13 protein-coding genes are annotated in these 15,254 nt (G+C 49.7%); 8 read left to right on the top strand and 5 right to left on the bottom strand.

Features of this window, described 5'->3' with window-relative positions; translation table 11 throughout:
• The first annotated feature begins 25 nt into the window (after nucleotides 1-25).
• The 6 genes from BZJ21_RS05440 to BZJ21_RS05415 all read left to right on the top strand — a co-directional run bounded on the left by BZJ21_RS05440 (nucleotide 26) and on the right by BZJ21_RS05415 (nucleotide 5,611).
• Complete coding sequence (locus BZJ21_RS05440) at nucleotides 26-2,149, top strand: protein-disulfide reductase DsbD family protein (RefSeq protein ID WP_077669311.1); 2,124 nt, start codon at nucleotides 26-28, stop codon at nucleotides 2,147-2,149.
• Nucleotides 2,146-2,664, top strand: a complete 519-nt coding sequence (locus BZJ21_RS05435) for a protein disulfide oxidoreductase (protein WP_077669310.1) — start codon at nucleotides 2,146-2,148, stop codon at nucleotides 2,662-2,664. Before BZJ21_RS05440 ends, BZJ21_RS05435 begins: the two co-directional genes overlap by 4 nt.
• A 29-nt stretch (nucleotides 2,665-2,693) precedes the next feature.
• Nucleotides 2,694-3,425 carry a DsbA family protein gene (locus tag BZJ21_RS05430; RefSeq protein ID WP_158075505.1) on the top strand — a complete coding sequence of 244 codons (732 nt, stop codon included), beginning with the start codon at nucleotides 2,694-2,696 and terminating at the stop codon, nucleotides 3,423-3,425.
• A gap of 119 nt (nucleotides 3,426-3,544) precedes the next feature.
• Complete coding sequence (gene dusC / locus BZJ21_RS05425) at nucleotides 3,545-4,525, top strand: tRNA dihydrouridine(16) synthase DusC (RefSeq protein ID WP_021022274.1); 981 nt, start codon at nucleotides 3,545-3,547, stop codon at nucleotides 4,523-4,525.
• An 8-nt stretch (nucleotides 4,526-4,533) separates the two neighbouring features.
• Nucleotides 4,534-5,169 carry a YecA family protein gene (locus BZJ21_RS05420; protein ID WP_077576294.1) on the top strand — a complete coding sequence of 212 codons (636 nt, stop codon included), beginning with the start codon at nucleotides 4,534-4,536 and terminating at the stop codon, nucleotides 5,167-5,169.
• Between the two features lie 4 nt (nucleotides 5,170-5,173).
• Nucleotides 5,174-5,611 (top strand): (deoxy)nucleoside triphosphate pyrophosphohydrolase, encoded by a 438-nt coding sequence (locus BZJ21_RS05415; RefSeq protein WP_077460363.1) that lies wholly within the window; start codon nucleotides 5,174-5,176, stop codon nucleotides 5,609-5,611.
• 86 nt (nucleotides 5,612-5,697) lie between these two features.
• Here BZJ21_RS05415 and dsbB read toward each other — a convergent pair whose 3' ends face one another.
• Both dsbB and nhaB read right to left on the bottom strand, forming a co-directional pair.
• Entirely contained in the window at nucleotides 5,698-6,237 is a 540-nt protein-coding gene (dsbB, locus tag BZJ21_RS05410; RefSeq protein WP_077460364.1) for a disulfide bond formation protein DsbB, read from the bottom strand.
• Nucleotides 6,238-6,325: 88 nt separating this feature from the next.
• The gene (nhaB, locus tag BZJ21_RS05405) at nucleotides 6,326-7,918 is read right to left on the bottom strand and encodes a Na(+)/H(+) antiporter NhaB (protein ID WP_077460365.1); all 1,593 of its coding nucleotides are present in this window, start codon (nucleotides 7,916-7,918) and stop codon (nucleotides 6,326-6,328) included.
• A gap of 393 nt (nucleotides 7,919-8,311) precedes the next feature.
• Here nhaB and fadR point away from each other — a divergent pair, with 393 nt between their 5' ends.
• Nucleotides 8,312-9,163 carry a fatty acid metabolism transcriptional regulator FadR gene (gene fadR / locus BZJ21_RS05400; RefSeq protein WP_077660655.1) on the top strand — a complete coding sequence of 284 codons (852 nt, stop codon included), beginning with the start codon at nucleotides 8,312-8,314 and terminating at the stop codon, nucleotides 9,161-9,163.
• 135 nt (nucleotides 9,164-9,298) lie between these two features.
• Here the strand turns inward: fadR and BZJ21_RS05395 are convergent, their stop codons facing one another.
• Genes BZJ21_RS05395 through BZJ21_RS05385 form a run of 3 tightly spaced genes read right to left on the bottom strand, consistent with a single transcriptional unit; the run spans nucleotide 9,299 to nucleotide 14,127 of the window.
• A complete protein-coding gene (locus BZJ21_RS05395; RefSeq protein WP_077576297.1) occupies nucleotides 9,299-10,846 on the bottom strand; it encodes a SpoVR family protein in 1,548 nt (515 codons plus the stop codon).
• Between the two features lie 41 nt (nucleotides 10,847-10,887).
• On the bottom strand, nucleotides 10,888-12,159 hold the full coding sequence (locus BZJ21_RS05390; protein ID WP_077460368.1) for a YeaH/YhbH family protein: 1,272 nt from the start codon (nucleotides 12,157-12,159) through the stop codon (nucleotides 10,888-10,890).
• Nucleotides 12,160-12,192: 33 nt separating this feature from the next.
• Nucleotides 12,193-14,127 (bottom strand): PrkA family serine protein kinase, encoded by a 1,935-nt coding sequence (locus BZJ21_RS05385; RefSeq protein ID WP_021022282.1) that lies wholly within the window; start codon nucleotides 14,125-14,127, stop codon nucleotides 12,193-12,195.
• 280 nt (nucleotides 14,128-14,407) lie between these two features.
• Between BZJ21_RS05385 and BZJ21_RS05380 the strand changes: the two genes are divergently transcribed.
• Nucleotides 14,408-15,166, top strand: a complete 759-nt coding sequence (locus BZJ21_RS05380; protein ID WP_158009961.1) for a MipA/OmpV family protein — start codon at nucleotides 14,408-14,410, stop codon at nucleotides 15,164-15,166.
• Nucleotides 15,167-15,254 lie beyond the last annotated feature (88 nt).

Below are 15,254 nucleotides of genomic sequence, written 5' to 3'. Positions count from 1 at the left end.
TTTATTTTCAACAAGGAACAGATTTATGACTCGAATCAATCACTATTGGCGCAGCGTAACACTAAGTAGCGTATGGCAAGCTTTGGTCTTACTACCGCTTTTGTCTTTATGTTTACTGTTACTCAGCCCTTCTGTACTGGCAAATACGCCCGATACAGGTTGGCTGTCTAACCCTGATCACCCCCCCGTTGAGGCACGTTTAGCGCTCACTGGTCAAGGTAATTCAGAGACTCACCACCTCGATGGCTTGCTTTCCGTCCGTTTACAAGGCGATTGGAAAACCTATTGGCGCTCGCCAGGCGAGGGCGGGGTCGCTCCAGAGCTGATTATCAACGATAGCCAAAACTTGGATGATATTATCTGGCATTGGCCGGCACCTGAGCGCCATGAGTTACTTGGCTTGACCATGTTGGGCTACAAAGGGCAAGTGACTTTCCCACTGACCTTTGAGGTTGAAACCTGGCAACAGCCGGTTTCGTTGGATGCTACCTTGCGCTTGTCCTCGTGCACCAGTGTGTGCGTGATCACTGACTACCCCATCTCGCTCGACGTGACGCCCAGCGCACTGAAGGCTGATGGTGAGCGGATGTATCAGTTCAACCAAGCGATGAGTCAGGTGCCTAAGCCGCTACCCAGTGTGCAGGTTGAGTCTGCGGTCTGGGATGCTAACAAGCAGCAGCTCGCCGTCACTGTCACCGGTAACCAAGCTTGGCAACAGCCAGATATGCTGGTAGATGGCGAGGCGGTTATTGATGACACCTTTGGTGTACCCAGTCTCTACCGTGATGGCGACACCCTGACCGCGACCTTTGATGTCACCAATTGGATAGAAACCCCCAAGCTGACCGGTAAACCGATTCAAGTCACTGTTATTGATGAGCAGCTTCTGGCTGAGCACAGCACCACAGTGCGTGCTGGAAGTGTCGCGTCGCAAGCCGGATTATCTGTTTGGGTGATTGGTGGCATTGCCCTCTTAGGGGGGCTGATTTTGAACGTGATGCCCTGTGTGCTCCCTGTACTTGGACTCAAACTTAACAGCATTGTCGCCAACCCGAATGCGACCCGTCGGGCGGTTCGTAGCCAGTTCCTGGCCTCTGCTGCCGGTATTCTGGTGTCGTTTTGGGCGATAGCTGGGCTGCTGATGACATTAAAGTTAACGGGGCAAGCCGTGGGTTGGGGCGTCCAGTTTCAAAGTCCAATCTTTATCGGCGTCATGACGCTGGTCATTTGGCTATTCGCGCTGAGCTTGTTTGATGTGCTGCGTATTGATTTGCCATCAAGCTGGCAAACTTGGCTTGCGACACGCGGTGGCCACACAACAAGCGGTCACTTTGTCCAAGGGGTATTTGCCACCTTACTGGCCACGCCATGCTCGGCACCTTTTTTAGGCACTGCGGTGGCATATGCACTGGGGGGATCCTTGACCGCGCTCTGGCTGATTTTTACCGCGCTGGCGGTCGGGATGGCGCTGCCGTGGTTGCTTGTGGCGGTTTTCCCTGGATTAACTCGCACGCTGCCTAAACCGGGTCCGTGGATGAATCACGTGAAACGGGTATTTGCGCTCTTGCTGGTTGCTACCACGGTGTGGCTATTCTGGCTGTGGATGCCTTATCTGGGCGTTGTTGGCGCTATCGCAGTGGGGGCACTGTTGCTTGCTACCAGTGTGTGGCTGACATATCGTACCCTTGGTAAGCTTGCCGCGATTAAAGGCGCAGCTGGACTATTGGCCGTTATGGTATTAGCGATTGTTGGCGCCTCCTTGACGGCAGAGCGTTGGGCAACGCCGATGAACTCGGATCCGGATTGGGTGGCGTTGGATGAAGCTGTGATCGCTCAAGCGGTGGACCAGGGCAAGCTGGTGTTTGTCGATGTCACCGCGGATTGGTGTATTACCTGTCATGCCAACAAAGTGGGTGTGATATTGCAATCGCCCGTTTATGATGCCATTACCGCGTCTAATGTGGTAGTAATGCAAGGTGACTGGACCCGACCCAGTGAACGTGTGACGCAATATTTACAAAAGCACCAGCGCTATGGTGTGCCGTTTAATATTGTTTATGGTCCAGGTGCACCAAACGGCATTGCACTTCCGGTAATTTTGACCGATAAGGCCGTCATGAGCGCGCTTGAGCAGGCAAAAACACCATGACGAGCAGTAAAATGAAACGGTCGTGGCGTGAGCGGGTCAAACGTGGTGCGCGTGACGTGTGCTGGCTCATCGTGTTTGTGCTGATATCTAGCACTGCCGTCGATTGGTGGCGAAGCCGTGATATCGACACCAGTCAGTTTCCTGTGGACACGGTCCGCTTGCTGGATGGCCGCCAACAGGATTTGCTCGCCATGTCGCAGCACGAACCCGTGCTTATCTATGTATGGGCAAGCTGGTGCGGTGTGTGCCGTTTTGTGACTCCCTCGGTAGATTGGTTGAGTTATCATGCGCAGGTGGTCTCGATCGCGTTACGCTCGGGCTCAACGAAAAAAGTAAATGGATACATTGCTCATCATGGTTACGATTTTTCGGTCGTCAATGATCCAGATGGACAACTCTCACGTCGATTGTCAGTGAAAGTGACGCCGACGGTAATGGTGGTTGAGCAAGGAAAAATCACCGCGATAACAACAGGCTTTACCTCACCGGTTGGCCTATGGTTAAGAATGTTGTGATGACGACAAACGTTAAAAAAGGAAACCGAATGTCCCTATCTCGTTTTTTTGCACCTTGGCTGGTGCTTCTTATGCTGGCTTTTCCGGTGAGTGCTAATACGCTATCTGATACGGAGCAAACACAGCTGGATGAAATCGTCGATTTGCTCGAAGCGAATCCTGCGCTGATTGCGAATCTTAACCAAAGCTTGCAAAAATATGTTGAGCAGCAAAAGACATTAAAACAAAACCTCGCCGCGCGCCGAGACTGGTTTGAGTCTGAGACCCATAGCTGGATTGGCGCGGAGGATCCGACGGTCACCGTGGTTAACTTTATGGACTACAACTGTCCATACTGTAAAAAGCTTGAAGACGAGCTACAGAAACTGGTTGCCGCCCACGACGATGTGAAGGTGATTAATATTGCCGTGCCGCTAAAACAGCAGAATATCGAATCGCTTGATACCAACTCTGCCGTGTATGCGATGAATGTGTGGCTGGAAAAACCGGAGGCCTTTGCGCAGGTTCATGAATTATTGATGAAAAAGCGCGGTATGCATGATGCTCGTTCTTTAGAGAAAATTGCGCAAAAAACCGATACCGAATCACTGCTTGCGGGCAAAGAGCGAACCGGAGAAGCGGTAGCTGACAACTACCGCGCCTTCATGGAGCTTGGGTTGCGTGGTACACCAGCGATGATTATTGGCGATCAAGTTGCACCTGGCTATCTACCCTATCCACAGCTAGAAGCCATGGTTAAGGCGGCCAAACAAGAAGGCTAAGCGTGAGTGATACTCGCTAACCATTTGAAAGCCAGTCAAAAGATGACTGGCTTTTTTTGTGTGCTGCGATTTGAAGGAAAAGCTGGCAAAATAGCGCGCCTTAACGGTAAAGGTACGGCATGAGTCAAACGAATTATCAATCACCACGCATTGTATTAGGCCCCATGGAAGGCGTACTTGATCCCTTAATGCGCAAGCTACTGACTGAGATTAATCACTATGATCTCTGCGTGACCGAGTTTGTGCGTGTGGTGGATCAGCGTTTACCGGAAAAAGTCTTTTATCGCTTCTGCCCTGAGTTACATCAAGGTGGCTTCACCGATGCGGGGACGCCGGTTCGGGTCCAACTACTGGGGCAAGATGTTGATGCGATGGCCAGTAACGCGCAGCACGCGATTCAGTTAGGGTCGCAAGGGATCGACATTAACTTTGGTTGTCCCTCTAAAACGGTGAATGGCAACCGCGGCGGCGCAGCGTTATTAAAGACGCCTGAGCATATCTACGAGGTGGTGAAAGCGGTGCGTGAAAGCGTCGCGCCTGAACATACGGTGAGTGCAAAAGTGCGTTTAGGATTCAATGATCTGGATGACTATTTAGACATTGCCCAAGCGGTTAATGATGCGGGAGCCGACGAGCTGGTAGTCCATGGCCGTACCAAGCGCGACGGTTACAAGGCAGGGACGATTCGTTGGGATTTAATTGCGGAGATTAACCAACAGTTTGCGATCCCTGTAACGGCAAACGGTGATATTTGGGGACGGGATGACGCGCTTAAGTGCCAAGCACTCACAGGCTGTGACACATTAATGGTCTGCCGTGGCGCGCTAAATATGCCCAACTTGGGTCAACATATTCGTGATAATGTTGAGCCCATGGATTGGCCTGCGGTGTTGGCCTTGTTAGTGCGCTATAGCGCACAGGAGCGCCAAGGGGACAAGGCGGTGTATTTCCCTAACCGTATTAAGCAATGGTTTAAGTATTTGCGTCAGTATTATCCGCAGGCTGACGCGTGCTTTAAGGTTATTCGCGTCCTTAATCGCGCTGATGAGATAGCCAGAGCGCTCGATAACGCGCGTGCGCAAACAGAATTCATAAAATAGGAAACCTTATGTCAACACTTATGACACTCTCTGATGACTGGGACGGCATGCCGGCCAGTTTTGTTGAAGGGGCGCTGCTGGCTGCCAACATTTGTCCTGTGCCGATGGACCCAGATACTTGGTTGTCGGTGTTAGTGACCGCCGGGGTTGAAGACGATGAAGTCGTGGCGCTTAATGACAAGGACAAGCAGGCCATACTCGCGCACCTGGAGCAGCAATATCATGCGTTGATGCGTAATGATTACACCTTGCCTGACGCGTTAATGATTGCGATGCGCGGCGAGCTTGCACAAGCCTTTTCAGAAGGGTTTCTTGCCGTATGGCCCCATATTGAGCCGCATTGGCATGATGTCACACTCAATGATGGTAGCCGCCGCATGCTTTCCGCATTAGTGACTACTATGCTGCTACTGCATGACGAGGCCGGTACCTTAGCGCAAATGAAAGAGGTAGGGATTGATGTTGAGCCTGGCCAATATGTTGAGCAATTAGATCTTATGATCCAAGAAGTCGCGAAAGCGGCCGATGAAGCACAACAAGGAACGCACGGCGCGCATCAGGTGAATCCGTTTAAATCGGTTGGCCGTAATGATGCCTGCCCGTGCGGTAGTGGCGCTAAGTTCAAAAAATGCTGCGGGCGTTAATCGGATGATATCAGCAGCGCAGACGACTGCAATTCGCGTAGTGGCCGGTGTAGCCACGCACAGTCACCACGTTTTAGTGGCGCAACGACAGCCAGATTCGCATTTTATCAGCTGGTGGGAATTTCCTGGCGGCAAAGTCGAGCAAGGCGAGACCGACCAGCAGGCACTTAAGCGTGAATGGCTTGAAGAGTTCGGCGTTGAAATCAACGTCGGCGCAGCCATCGTCGAAACCGAATACGATTATGGTGACAAGGTGATTTTACTGTGCAGCTATTGGTGCGAGATCCTGGATACGCCATTAACGTTGAAACAGCATCAGGCCGTGTACTGGAGCGACCCCCAGCGGCTTGACCCCGGGGTATTTAGCGCCGCAGATCGGCCGTTAATACGTCAGTTGTGTCATTCAGTAAGCGACCATCAACTCATGCAAAGCGCCGAGTAAATCGGCGTTTTCTTTTTTTATCCGGTTATCTTGGTGCCTAGTGCCTAGTGCCTAGTGCCTAGTGCTTAGCGTATAGCCGCGTGTTATTAAGAAAAAATCCGACGCGGTGGGCGACCGATAAACTGGGCGATAACCACCAGCCCCCAGATCACGAGCATGGCTGAGAAGATGCCCACCAGCCATTGTGGCATGGACCAACCTAACCATTGCCAGACCACTTTACTGCAATCGCCAGACGCTTCAAACACCTGAGGCAGCCACTGATTTAAAGGGGCCCAAGAAGGGAAGTTTACCGCCACATCACAGGTGGGGCCAAAGAGTTGGTTAGGATCGGGGAATTGATAACTGACATGCTCTAATGAAAGCTTTAGCCCCCAAGCGGCGGTGATGCCATAGGCCAGCAACCCTAGGGTGCGCCAAAAGGGCTCCTCGGGAGCAATCAGTCCGAGTAACGCTGCCGTGCCCACACCAAATAAGGCGACACGTTCATAAATACACATCACACAGGGCGCAAGTCCTTGGCCATGTTGGAAATACAGCGCGGTTGCTTCGAGGCCAACCACACAGAGAAGCAACAACAGCCAGGACGCTCGGCTGCGAGAAAATTGATTTAAGGCGCGCCACATAACTCACTCCTGATAAAAAACAAGGCTCTACACTGAGAGCCTTGCTATTCAATCGTTTGTTGAGACGAAGGTCAATGATAGAAATGCGTTAGTGCGCACTGGGTATCGCTTGTTGGGTCATATGGATGGTTTCAGATATCCAGCCTTGGTGTAGCATCCACTCGGTTGCTGGCACCAAAAAGAACTCGATACCCATCACGCCCAATAAGCCCATCACAATGGTATAGGGCAGTGCCATATAAACCATGCGCCCGTATGACAGGCGTAGCAAGGGAGCCAGCGTCGAAGTAAGCAAGAACAAAAACGCAGCTTGACCATTAGGGGTCGCAACGGACGGCAAGTTAGTCCCTGTATTGATAGCGACCGCCAACATATCAAACTGCTCGCGATCAATGACCCCATTGAGGAGCGCTGTTTTCACCTCATTGATGTAGACGGTCCCCACAAAGACATTATCAGACACCATGGACAGCAAGCCGTTTGCTACATAAAACATGGTAAGTTGCAAATGGCCTTCCAATGACAGCACCAGATCAATCACCGGTGCAAACAAGTGCTGGTCAATAATCACCGCGACTATTGAGAAAAAGACCGCCAATAGCGCAGTGAAAGGGAGTGCCTCTTCAAACGCTTTGCCGATATGGTGTTCATCGATTACCCCGGTAAACGAGGTGGCCAAGATAATAATACTGAGACCAATCAAGCCGACTGCGGCTAAGTGAAGGGCAAGGGCGGCAATCAACCAAACGGCGATCAACGCTTGAACCACGAGTTTGGCCACATCTTGTGGCGTGCGTTTGGCGCGTTGTACTTTATCGTACTCGACCAATATGTTTAGCACGTTATTCGGCAATTTTGCCCCGTATCCAAACCAGCCAAACTTTTCAACGATTATGCAGGTTAACAAACCAGCAAAGAAAACGGGCAGGGTCACCGGTGCCATGCGTAGGATAAATTCACCAAAATGCCAGCCAGCTTGATCGGCAATAATCAGGTTTTGCGGCTCACCGACCATCGTCATCACGCCCCCGAGTGCAGTTCCCACCCCGGCATGCATCAATAGACTGCGTAAGAAGGCACGATAATTCTCCAGATCGTTGCGGCTAAGCTCATCACTTAAGCTGTCATCTGAGGTGTGGTCATGGGCGGCACCAAGCTCCTTCCCCGAGGCAACGCGGTGATAAATAGAGTAAAAGCCGACGGCGACACTGATCACCACCGCGATCACGGTTAAGGCATCAAGGAAGGCCGAAAGCGCTGCAGCCGCGCTGCAAAATGCTAATGAAAGGGCAATTTTAGAGCGAATGCCCAGTAGTATTTTGGTGAAAATAAAAAGCAACAACTGCTTCATGAAGTAAATGCCGGCGACCATAAAAACAAGCAGCAGCAGAACTTCTACGTTGGCTACCAGCTCGTGCTTAACTTGATCTGGGCTGGTCATCCCTATCGCGACCGCTTCAATCGCCAATAGCCCGCCAGGCTGAAGTGGGTAGCATTTTAACGCCATGGCCAGAGTAAAAATAAACTCGACCACCAGTAGCCAACCGGCCATGAAAGGGTTAATCGAGAAAACGATCGGATTAATAATTAAAAAGCCAACAATGGCCAGCTTGTACCAATCAGGGGCTTTGCCGAGAAAGTTCTTTAAAAACGCGGTGCTGAGCGTAATGGTCTTAGCCATAATGATAGTCTCATTGTTATCTATGTCTCTTAACGCGCACGGATGGGCGAGTTACGTGCTACATCGCTTAGTGTGGTGAGCCCATAAAGCTCGCACGCGAGAGGGTGACAGTTAAAAGTGACGGTACGACTATCGGTATGAGTTACCCGTTCAGAGCAACGAAGGATAGCCTTGTCAGACAGTAAGTGTGCGCCAGTTTGCCTTAGACATATTTTGTTACATCTTGTATGACGTAGTTTTGCGAGTTATGCCCAAATTTTCATTGATCTGGTACAAAAAGATAGCAGATGTCACGCGATTGGTGGCGATATCACAGAGCTGTTTCTGCAACTCATGACTAGTGGTATGATGACTTATTAATCAGAGCAAGAAGCAAATTGGAATTTAGATTCAATGGTTATAAAGGCGGATAGCCCAGCAACATTTGCTGAAAAATATATAATTGAAAGTATTTGGAACAATCACTTCCCAAAGGGCTCTATTTTACCCGCAGAGCGTGAATTGTCTGAACTCATTGGCGTGACGCGCACCACGTTACGGGAGGTGCTTCAGCGCCTCGCCCGCGATGGTTGGTTAACCATTCAACATGGCAAACCTACTCGGGTCAATGATTACATGCGAACGTCGGGGCTCAGTATTCTTGATACGCTGGTGACCCTGGAAGGGCAGGACGTGCACGGGGTTCTCGAGGATTTACTTGCGGCGCGGACAGATATCAGCGGTGTCTATATGCGTTATGCAGCTAAAAATCGCCCGCAAGACTGCTTGGACCTCATTGATTTGGTTATTAAGCGCTGCCAACAAGTGCTTGAGTGCGAGCGCTTTGAACAGTTCTTAGATCTGATTGATGAGAAAAGCGAAGTTCTGAAAGACGTCAAAAAAATTCAGGACAAATATGGTAAGCAGGATCCTGAGCTGTGTGAGCGTATTTGTATGGGCCGTGCTTTTAATCATTTCGATTATCGCTTGTTCCAAGGCATGGCGCACTTCTCTGGCAATAAAGTCTATGTGTTGACGATTAATGGTATGCGCCAAATTTATTCACGCGTGGGGGGCTATTACTTTATGGACCGCCGTGCCTGTGAAAATGCGCTGAGCTTTTATAGTGATCTACGCGAAATGGTGGCCAATAACCAACATCCAGCCATTGGTGACCGGGTAAAACAATACGGACGTGAGTGCGGGGGCTTATGGTTTAGTAACCGTGAGACCATTGCCTCTCACATGGCTGAAGAAGAAGCATAGGTCTTGGCGTAAAGACGCATAAACCTGAGCGTAAAGGCACATAAACCTGAGCGTGCATAACAAAAGCCGCCGTGATGAAAGCATCAGGGCGGCTTTTTTAATGGCGCTGGATGTCCCTTAGGCTGGGGGCTGTTCCTAATGGCTACCCATTAACATATCAGGATCAAACTGGGGACGCTTGGGACAACTGCTAAGAATTTTTCCACGTCCTTCGCTGGTTTCTTCTTCCAAAACCACTTCAAACCCCCAGAGTCGGTGGACATGCTTTAACACTTCTTCATGAGAGTTAGCGAGCGGAATACGGTTATGCGGCACATACCTCAGTGTGAGTGAACGATTACCGCGCAAATCGACATCAAAGACTTGAATGTTTGGCTCGCGATTACTCAGGTTATATTGTGCTGATAAGTCTTCACGTAGCTGACGATACCCTTGTTCATTATGAATGCTGGTGACTTCAATATAGTTTTGTCGATCGTCGTCATTGACCGCAAAAAATTTCATATCCCGCATCACCTTGGGGGACAAGAACTGACTAATAAAGCTCTCATCTTTAAAGTTTGCCATCGCAAAATGGACCGTCTCAAGCCAGTCTTTGCCGGCAATGTCAGGAAACCAGTATTTATCCTCATCGGTTGGCTCTTCGCACATGCGGCGAATGTCCTGAAACATGGCAAACCCTAGCGCGTAGGGATTAATGCCGGAATAAAACTGACTATTGTAGGGCGGCTGCGCGACCACATTCGTATGGCTATGTAAAAACTCCATAATAAAGCTATCCGTGACCAAGCCTTCATCATAAAGGTGGTTAAGAATGGTGTAATGCCAGAAGGTCGCCCAACCTTCGTTCATCACTTGCGTTTGTTTTTGCGGATAAAAATATTGGCTCACTTTACGGACGATCCGCACAATCTCACGCTGCCAAGGCTCTAGGAGTGGGGAATGTTTCTCAAAAAAGTACAGCAGGTTTTCTTGTGGCTCTGATGGAAAACGGCGCGTTTCTGCCTCCTGCTCTTTTTTCCCGCCTGGGATGGTCCGCCACAGTTCGTTAACTTGGGTTTGCAGATAATCTTCTCGTGCTTTCTGGCGTGCTTTTTCCTCGGCAAGTGAGATCTTTTGCGGACGTTTATACCTGTCGACGCCATAGTTCATCAGCGCGTGGCAGGAGTCGATCAGGTTTTCGACTTCCGCGAGGCCGTACTTTTCTTCACACTCGCTAATGTAGTGTTTGGCGAACAGCAGGTAATCAATGATCGAGCCGGCATCGGTCCAGGTTTGGAACAGATAGTTGCCTTTAAAGAAAGAGTTATGACCATAACAGGCATGCGCCATGACTAGCGCTTGCATGGTGATGGTGTTTTCTTCCATAAGGTAGGCAATACACGGGTCCGAGTTGATCACAATCTCGTACGCCAACCCCATGTACCCATGCTTATAGTTGCGCTCGGTTTCAATAAATTTTTTGCCGAATGACCAGTGGTTATAGTTGATGGGCATTCCCACACTGGAGTAAGCATCCATCATCTGCTCGGCGGCGATGATTTCGATTTGATTGGGATAGGTGTCGAGCTTGTAGTGTTCGGCAACCCGTTTAATTTCCTTGTGATACTGCTCAAGCAGGTCAAAGGTCCAATCCGGCCCATCGTGGAGTGGAGTCTTGTGTTTACCTTTGGTGACAGCCATACCATGCCTCCCTGATAAAATGCGTCTATGCCGGTATGGCGTCAGGCTTCGACCTGACGCTTAAACAATTCGCGAAATACGGGGAAAATCTCTTCCGCGGAGCGAATGTTCTGCATAGCAAAATTGTCATGGCTTTCGGCGAGTGACTGATACTCACGCCACAGTGTTTGGTGCGCACGACGTGTTATTTCAATATAGGCGTAATAGCGGCTCACCGGTAACAGCGTTTTTTGCAACAACTCGCGACAGCCCGGTGAGTCGTCAGCCCAGTTATCGCCATCTGAGGCTTGAGCGGCGTAAACATTCCATTCTGTCGGGTTGTACCTGTCTTTGATGATGTCATCCATCAGTCGCAGGGCGCTAGACACAATGGTGCCGCCGGTTTCTTGCGAATAAAAGAACTCATGTTCGTCGACTTCTTTCGCCTGCGTGTGATGGCGAATAAATACCACCTCGACATTTTTGTAAGTCCGTGAGAGAAACAGATACAGCAGAATATAAAAACGCTTAGCAATGTCTTTGGTGGCTTGGTCCATCGAACCAGACACATCCATTAAGCAAAACATCACCGCCCGACTATTTGGCTGAGGTCGCTTCTCGTAGTTTTTGTAGCGTAAATCGAAGGTGTCGATAAACGGCACGGCAGCAAGTTTGTTTTTGAGTGCCGCGATCTCTTCTTCGAGGCGTTTTTCTTCTAACGGTTGAGCAGGCTCAGCACGTTGAATCTGTCCGAGTGCTTGTTCAAGCTCAGCGAGCTCGCGGCGTTTTCCGGCTGACATCGCCGTTCGCCTCGCAAGCGAATTTTGTAAAGAACGGACGATAGCGATATTGGAAGGCACGCCGTTTGAGGTATACCCAGAGCGGTGTGTTTTGTACTCCACCATTTTCGCCATCTGGTTCTTTTTTAGATTCGGTAGTTCGAGATCTTCGAACAACAGATCCAAGTATTCGTCTTTCGAAATTTGGAAAACAAACTCGTCTTGTCCCTCACCATCTGGACTTGCTTGCCCTTCACCGGCGCCGCCGCCTTCGCCACCCGGTGGGCGAGCGATACGATCGCCAGGACTAAATTGGTCATTACCCGGGTGGACAGCCTCCCGCTGTCCCCCTTTGCCTTGGTGAAACGTGGGTTCACGGATGTCGCGTGATGGAATCGAAATGTCCTCACCACTTTCGATATCGGTGATCGAGCGATTGTTGACGGCGTCGGCAATGGACTCTTTTATCTGCCGCTTGTGGCGGCGTAGAAAGCGCTGCCGGTTGACAGTGCTTTTGTTTTTGCCATTGAGACGACGATCAATAAAATGCGCCATAACTTTCTCCCGTCATCTGCGTCAACCCGTAGGCTACGACGATTTACGCACGCGCAAATACCATTCGGCGAGCAAGCGAACTTGCTTGCGGGTATAGCCTTTTTCCATCATTCGGGCGACAAAGTCGTCGTGTTTTTTCTGCTCGTCGCTTGAGGTCTTAGTATTGAACGAAATCACCGGCAGCAGATCTTCCGTATTGGAGAACATCTTTTTCTCAATCACGGTTTTCAGCTTCTCATAACTGGTCCACGCCGGATTCTTGCCTTCATTATTCGCTCGAGCACGGAGCACAAAGTTAACGATTTCGTTACGGAAATCTTTCGGGTTACTGATACCCGCTGGCTTTTCGATTTTCTCCAACTCGCCATTAAGCGCTGAACGATCAAACAGCTGACCAGTATCTGGGTCGCGGAATTCTTGATCTTGAATCCAGAAATCGGCATACGTGACATAGCGGTCAAAAATATTCTGGCCGTACTCAGAGTAAGACTCGAGATAGGCGGTTTGGATCTCTTTGCCAATAAACTCGATATATTTAGGAATTAAGTAGCCCTTCAAGTGCTCTAAATAGCGCTCGGCGACCTCTTGTGGGAATTGCTCCCGCTCGATTTGCTGCTCCAGGACATAGAACAAATGCACAGGGTTAGCCGCGACCTCGGCGTGATCAAAGTTGAAAACACGTGACAAAATCTTGAAGGCAAAACGGGTTGATAGTCCATCCATACCCTCATCGACCCCAGCAAAATCTCGGTATTCTTGGTAAGACTTGGCTTTTGGATCGGTATCTTTGAGTGTTTCCCCATCATACACACGCATCTTCGAATAAATGCTTGAGTTTTCAGGATCTTTTAAGCGCGACAATACCGTAAAGCGCGCCAGAATATCGAGTGTGCTTGGCGAGCAAGGCGCATGGCGTAATTCACTGGTCGCCAACAATTTGTCGTAAATATGGATTTCATCCGAAATTCGCAAACAATAGGGTACTTTGACAATGTAAACCCGGTCGAGGAAGGCCTCGTTATTTTTGTTATTGCGGAATGACTGCCATTCGGATTCATTTGAGTGGGCCAAAATGATGCCGTCAAATGGCAATGCCGAAAGCCCTTCTGTACCGTTGTAGTTACCTTCTTGCGTTGCCGTGAGTAGGGGATGAAGCACTTTAATCGGTGCTTTAAACATCTCGACAAACTCCATCATGCCTTGGTTAGCCCGGCAAAGCGCACCGGAGTAAGAATAGGCATCAGGATCATCTTGTGAATAATGTTCAAGTTGGCGAATATCCACTTTACCAACCAAGGCAGAGATATCCTGGTTGTTTTCATCGCCTGGCTCCGTTTTGGCAACGCCAACTTGATTGAGAATAGAGGGACGGAGCTTAACCACTTTAAATTGGCTGATATCGCCGCCAAATTCTTTTAATCGCTTAGCGGCCCAAGGCGACATAATATGTTGAACGTAGCGCTGTGGAATGCCATATTCTTGTTCGAGTAGGTGGCCATCTTCAGTCGCATCAAACAGGCAAAATGGGTGATCATTCACTGGGCTACGTTCGCCATTGGCGGTTAGTACATAAATCGGCATCTGCTGCATCAAGCTTTTTAGCTTCTCGGCCAATGACGATTTCCCCCCACCGACAGGGCCCAGTAAGTAAAGAATTTGTTTGCGCTCTTCTAAGCCTTGAGCGGCATGTTTAAGGTATGAGACGATTTGCTCGATCGAATCTTCCATACCATAAAAGTCTTTGAACGTTGGGTAACGTGAAATGACACGGTTAGAGAAAAGTCGGCTGAGCCGAGGGTCGAGCGAAGTATCAACCTTTTCCGGTTCGCCAATCGCCATCAGCAAACGTTCCGCGGCATTGGCATACGCGCCGCGATCATCTCGGCATAGATCCAAGAATGCTTGAAGGCTCATTTCTTCGTCTTTCGCTTCTTCGTAGCGCTGACGATAGTGATCAAAAATAGTCATGGTCTTGCCCCCTAAATCGTCTGATAACTCGAAAAGAAAAGGCGCAAAGTTGGCTGGATGTTCCCTTTCCTTTTTATAAGGTTAGACCGCATTGCTCGATCTTGCGTGAAAGAATTGTTTGTTTTTTCGATAATTTTTGTTGAGTGATTTGTATGCCTGTCTTGCCAATATATTGACAGCGGGTGTTCAAGCTAGTGATATATGCTGGTGGTGATTATTTTGCCAGCTAGGGGGGACTGGGCTTACATTGGCCAGCCGTTAAACAATAAAGGAAAGGATGATGAATATAGCAAGAGAAACGGCTTGGGTAGTGTGTGCGTTGGCACTGACTTCCGGCAATGTTTATGCAGACACGCGGGTATCAGCAGGGGTGATCGGCGCGTTTTCACCCCAGGTGTACAAAGACACGGATACCGACCCACTTGTGGTACCGACAGTCAACCTTGATACCGACCACTTTTACTTTCGCGGTCTCACTGCCGGCGCACGTCTGGCACCGAAAGACTCGACACACAATCTCGTCGTATCAGCGACCTATGACCCTCGTCGTTTCGATCCTGCCGATACCGACGATCCGCAATTGAGCCAGCTCGACAAGCGCGATGCATCGATTGTGGCAGCGCTTGCCTACCAATACCATTCACCTATCGGACGTTTTCAGGCGGCTGTTGGCGAAGGCGTGACCCATGATAGGGACGGGGTATATGGCGAAGTGAGTTGGAAATATGGATTTAATCACCCGCGTTGGGGCGTCTCTCCGGAAGTAGGGTATGCCTACAATAGCCATGAGTTAAATAAGCACCTTTATGGGGTCAGCGCCACTGAAGCATCGCGTGTTTCAGGCATTGAGGCGTATGAGCCAGGCTCTGCGGGCCATTACTTTGTTGGTGCCAGTGGCTATTTTATGCTGACCGAGCGCATCCAACTGCTTGGTGGTGTGCGCTATACCAACCTCGATGATGAAATAGCGAACAGCCCAATGGTGGACCAATCTACCGCCGCTTCCGGCTATCTCGGTGTTAATTATGTCTTTATGTAGCCAGGTGTTTATGTAGCCAAGTCTTTATGTAACCAAGTCTTTATATAAAAAAGTCTCTATATAAAAAAGTCTCTATGTAACAACGCGG

Origin of the sequence: Salinivibrio costicola subsp. alcaliphilus (assembly GCF_001996185.1) — a bacterium.
Lineage (GTDB): Bacteria > Pseudomonadota > Gammaproteobacteria > Enterobacterales > Vibrionaceae > Salinivibrio > Salinivibrio costicola.
This window is presented reverse-complemented; position numbering and strand designations above follow the sequence as displayed.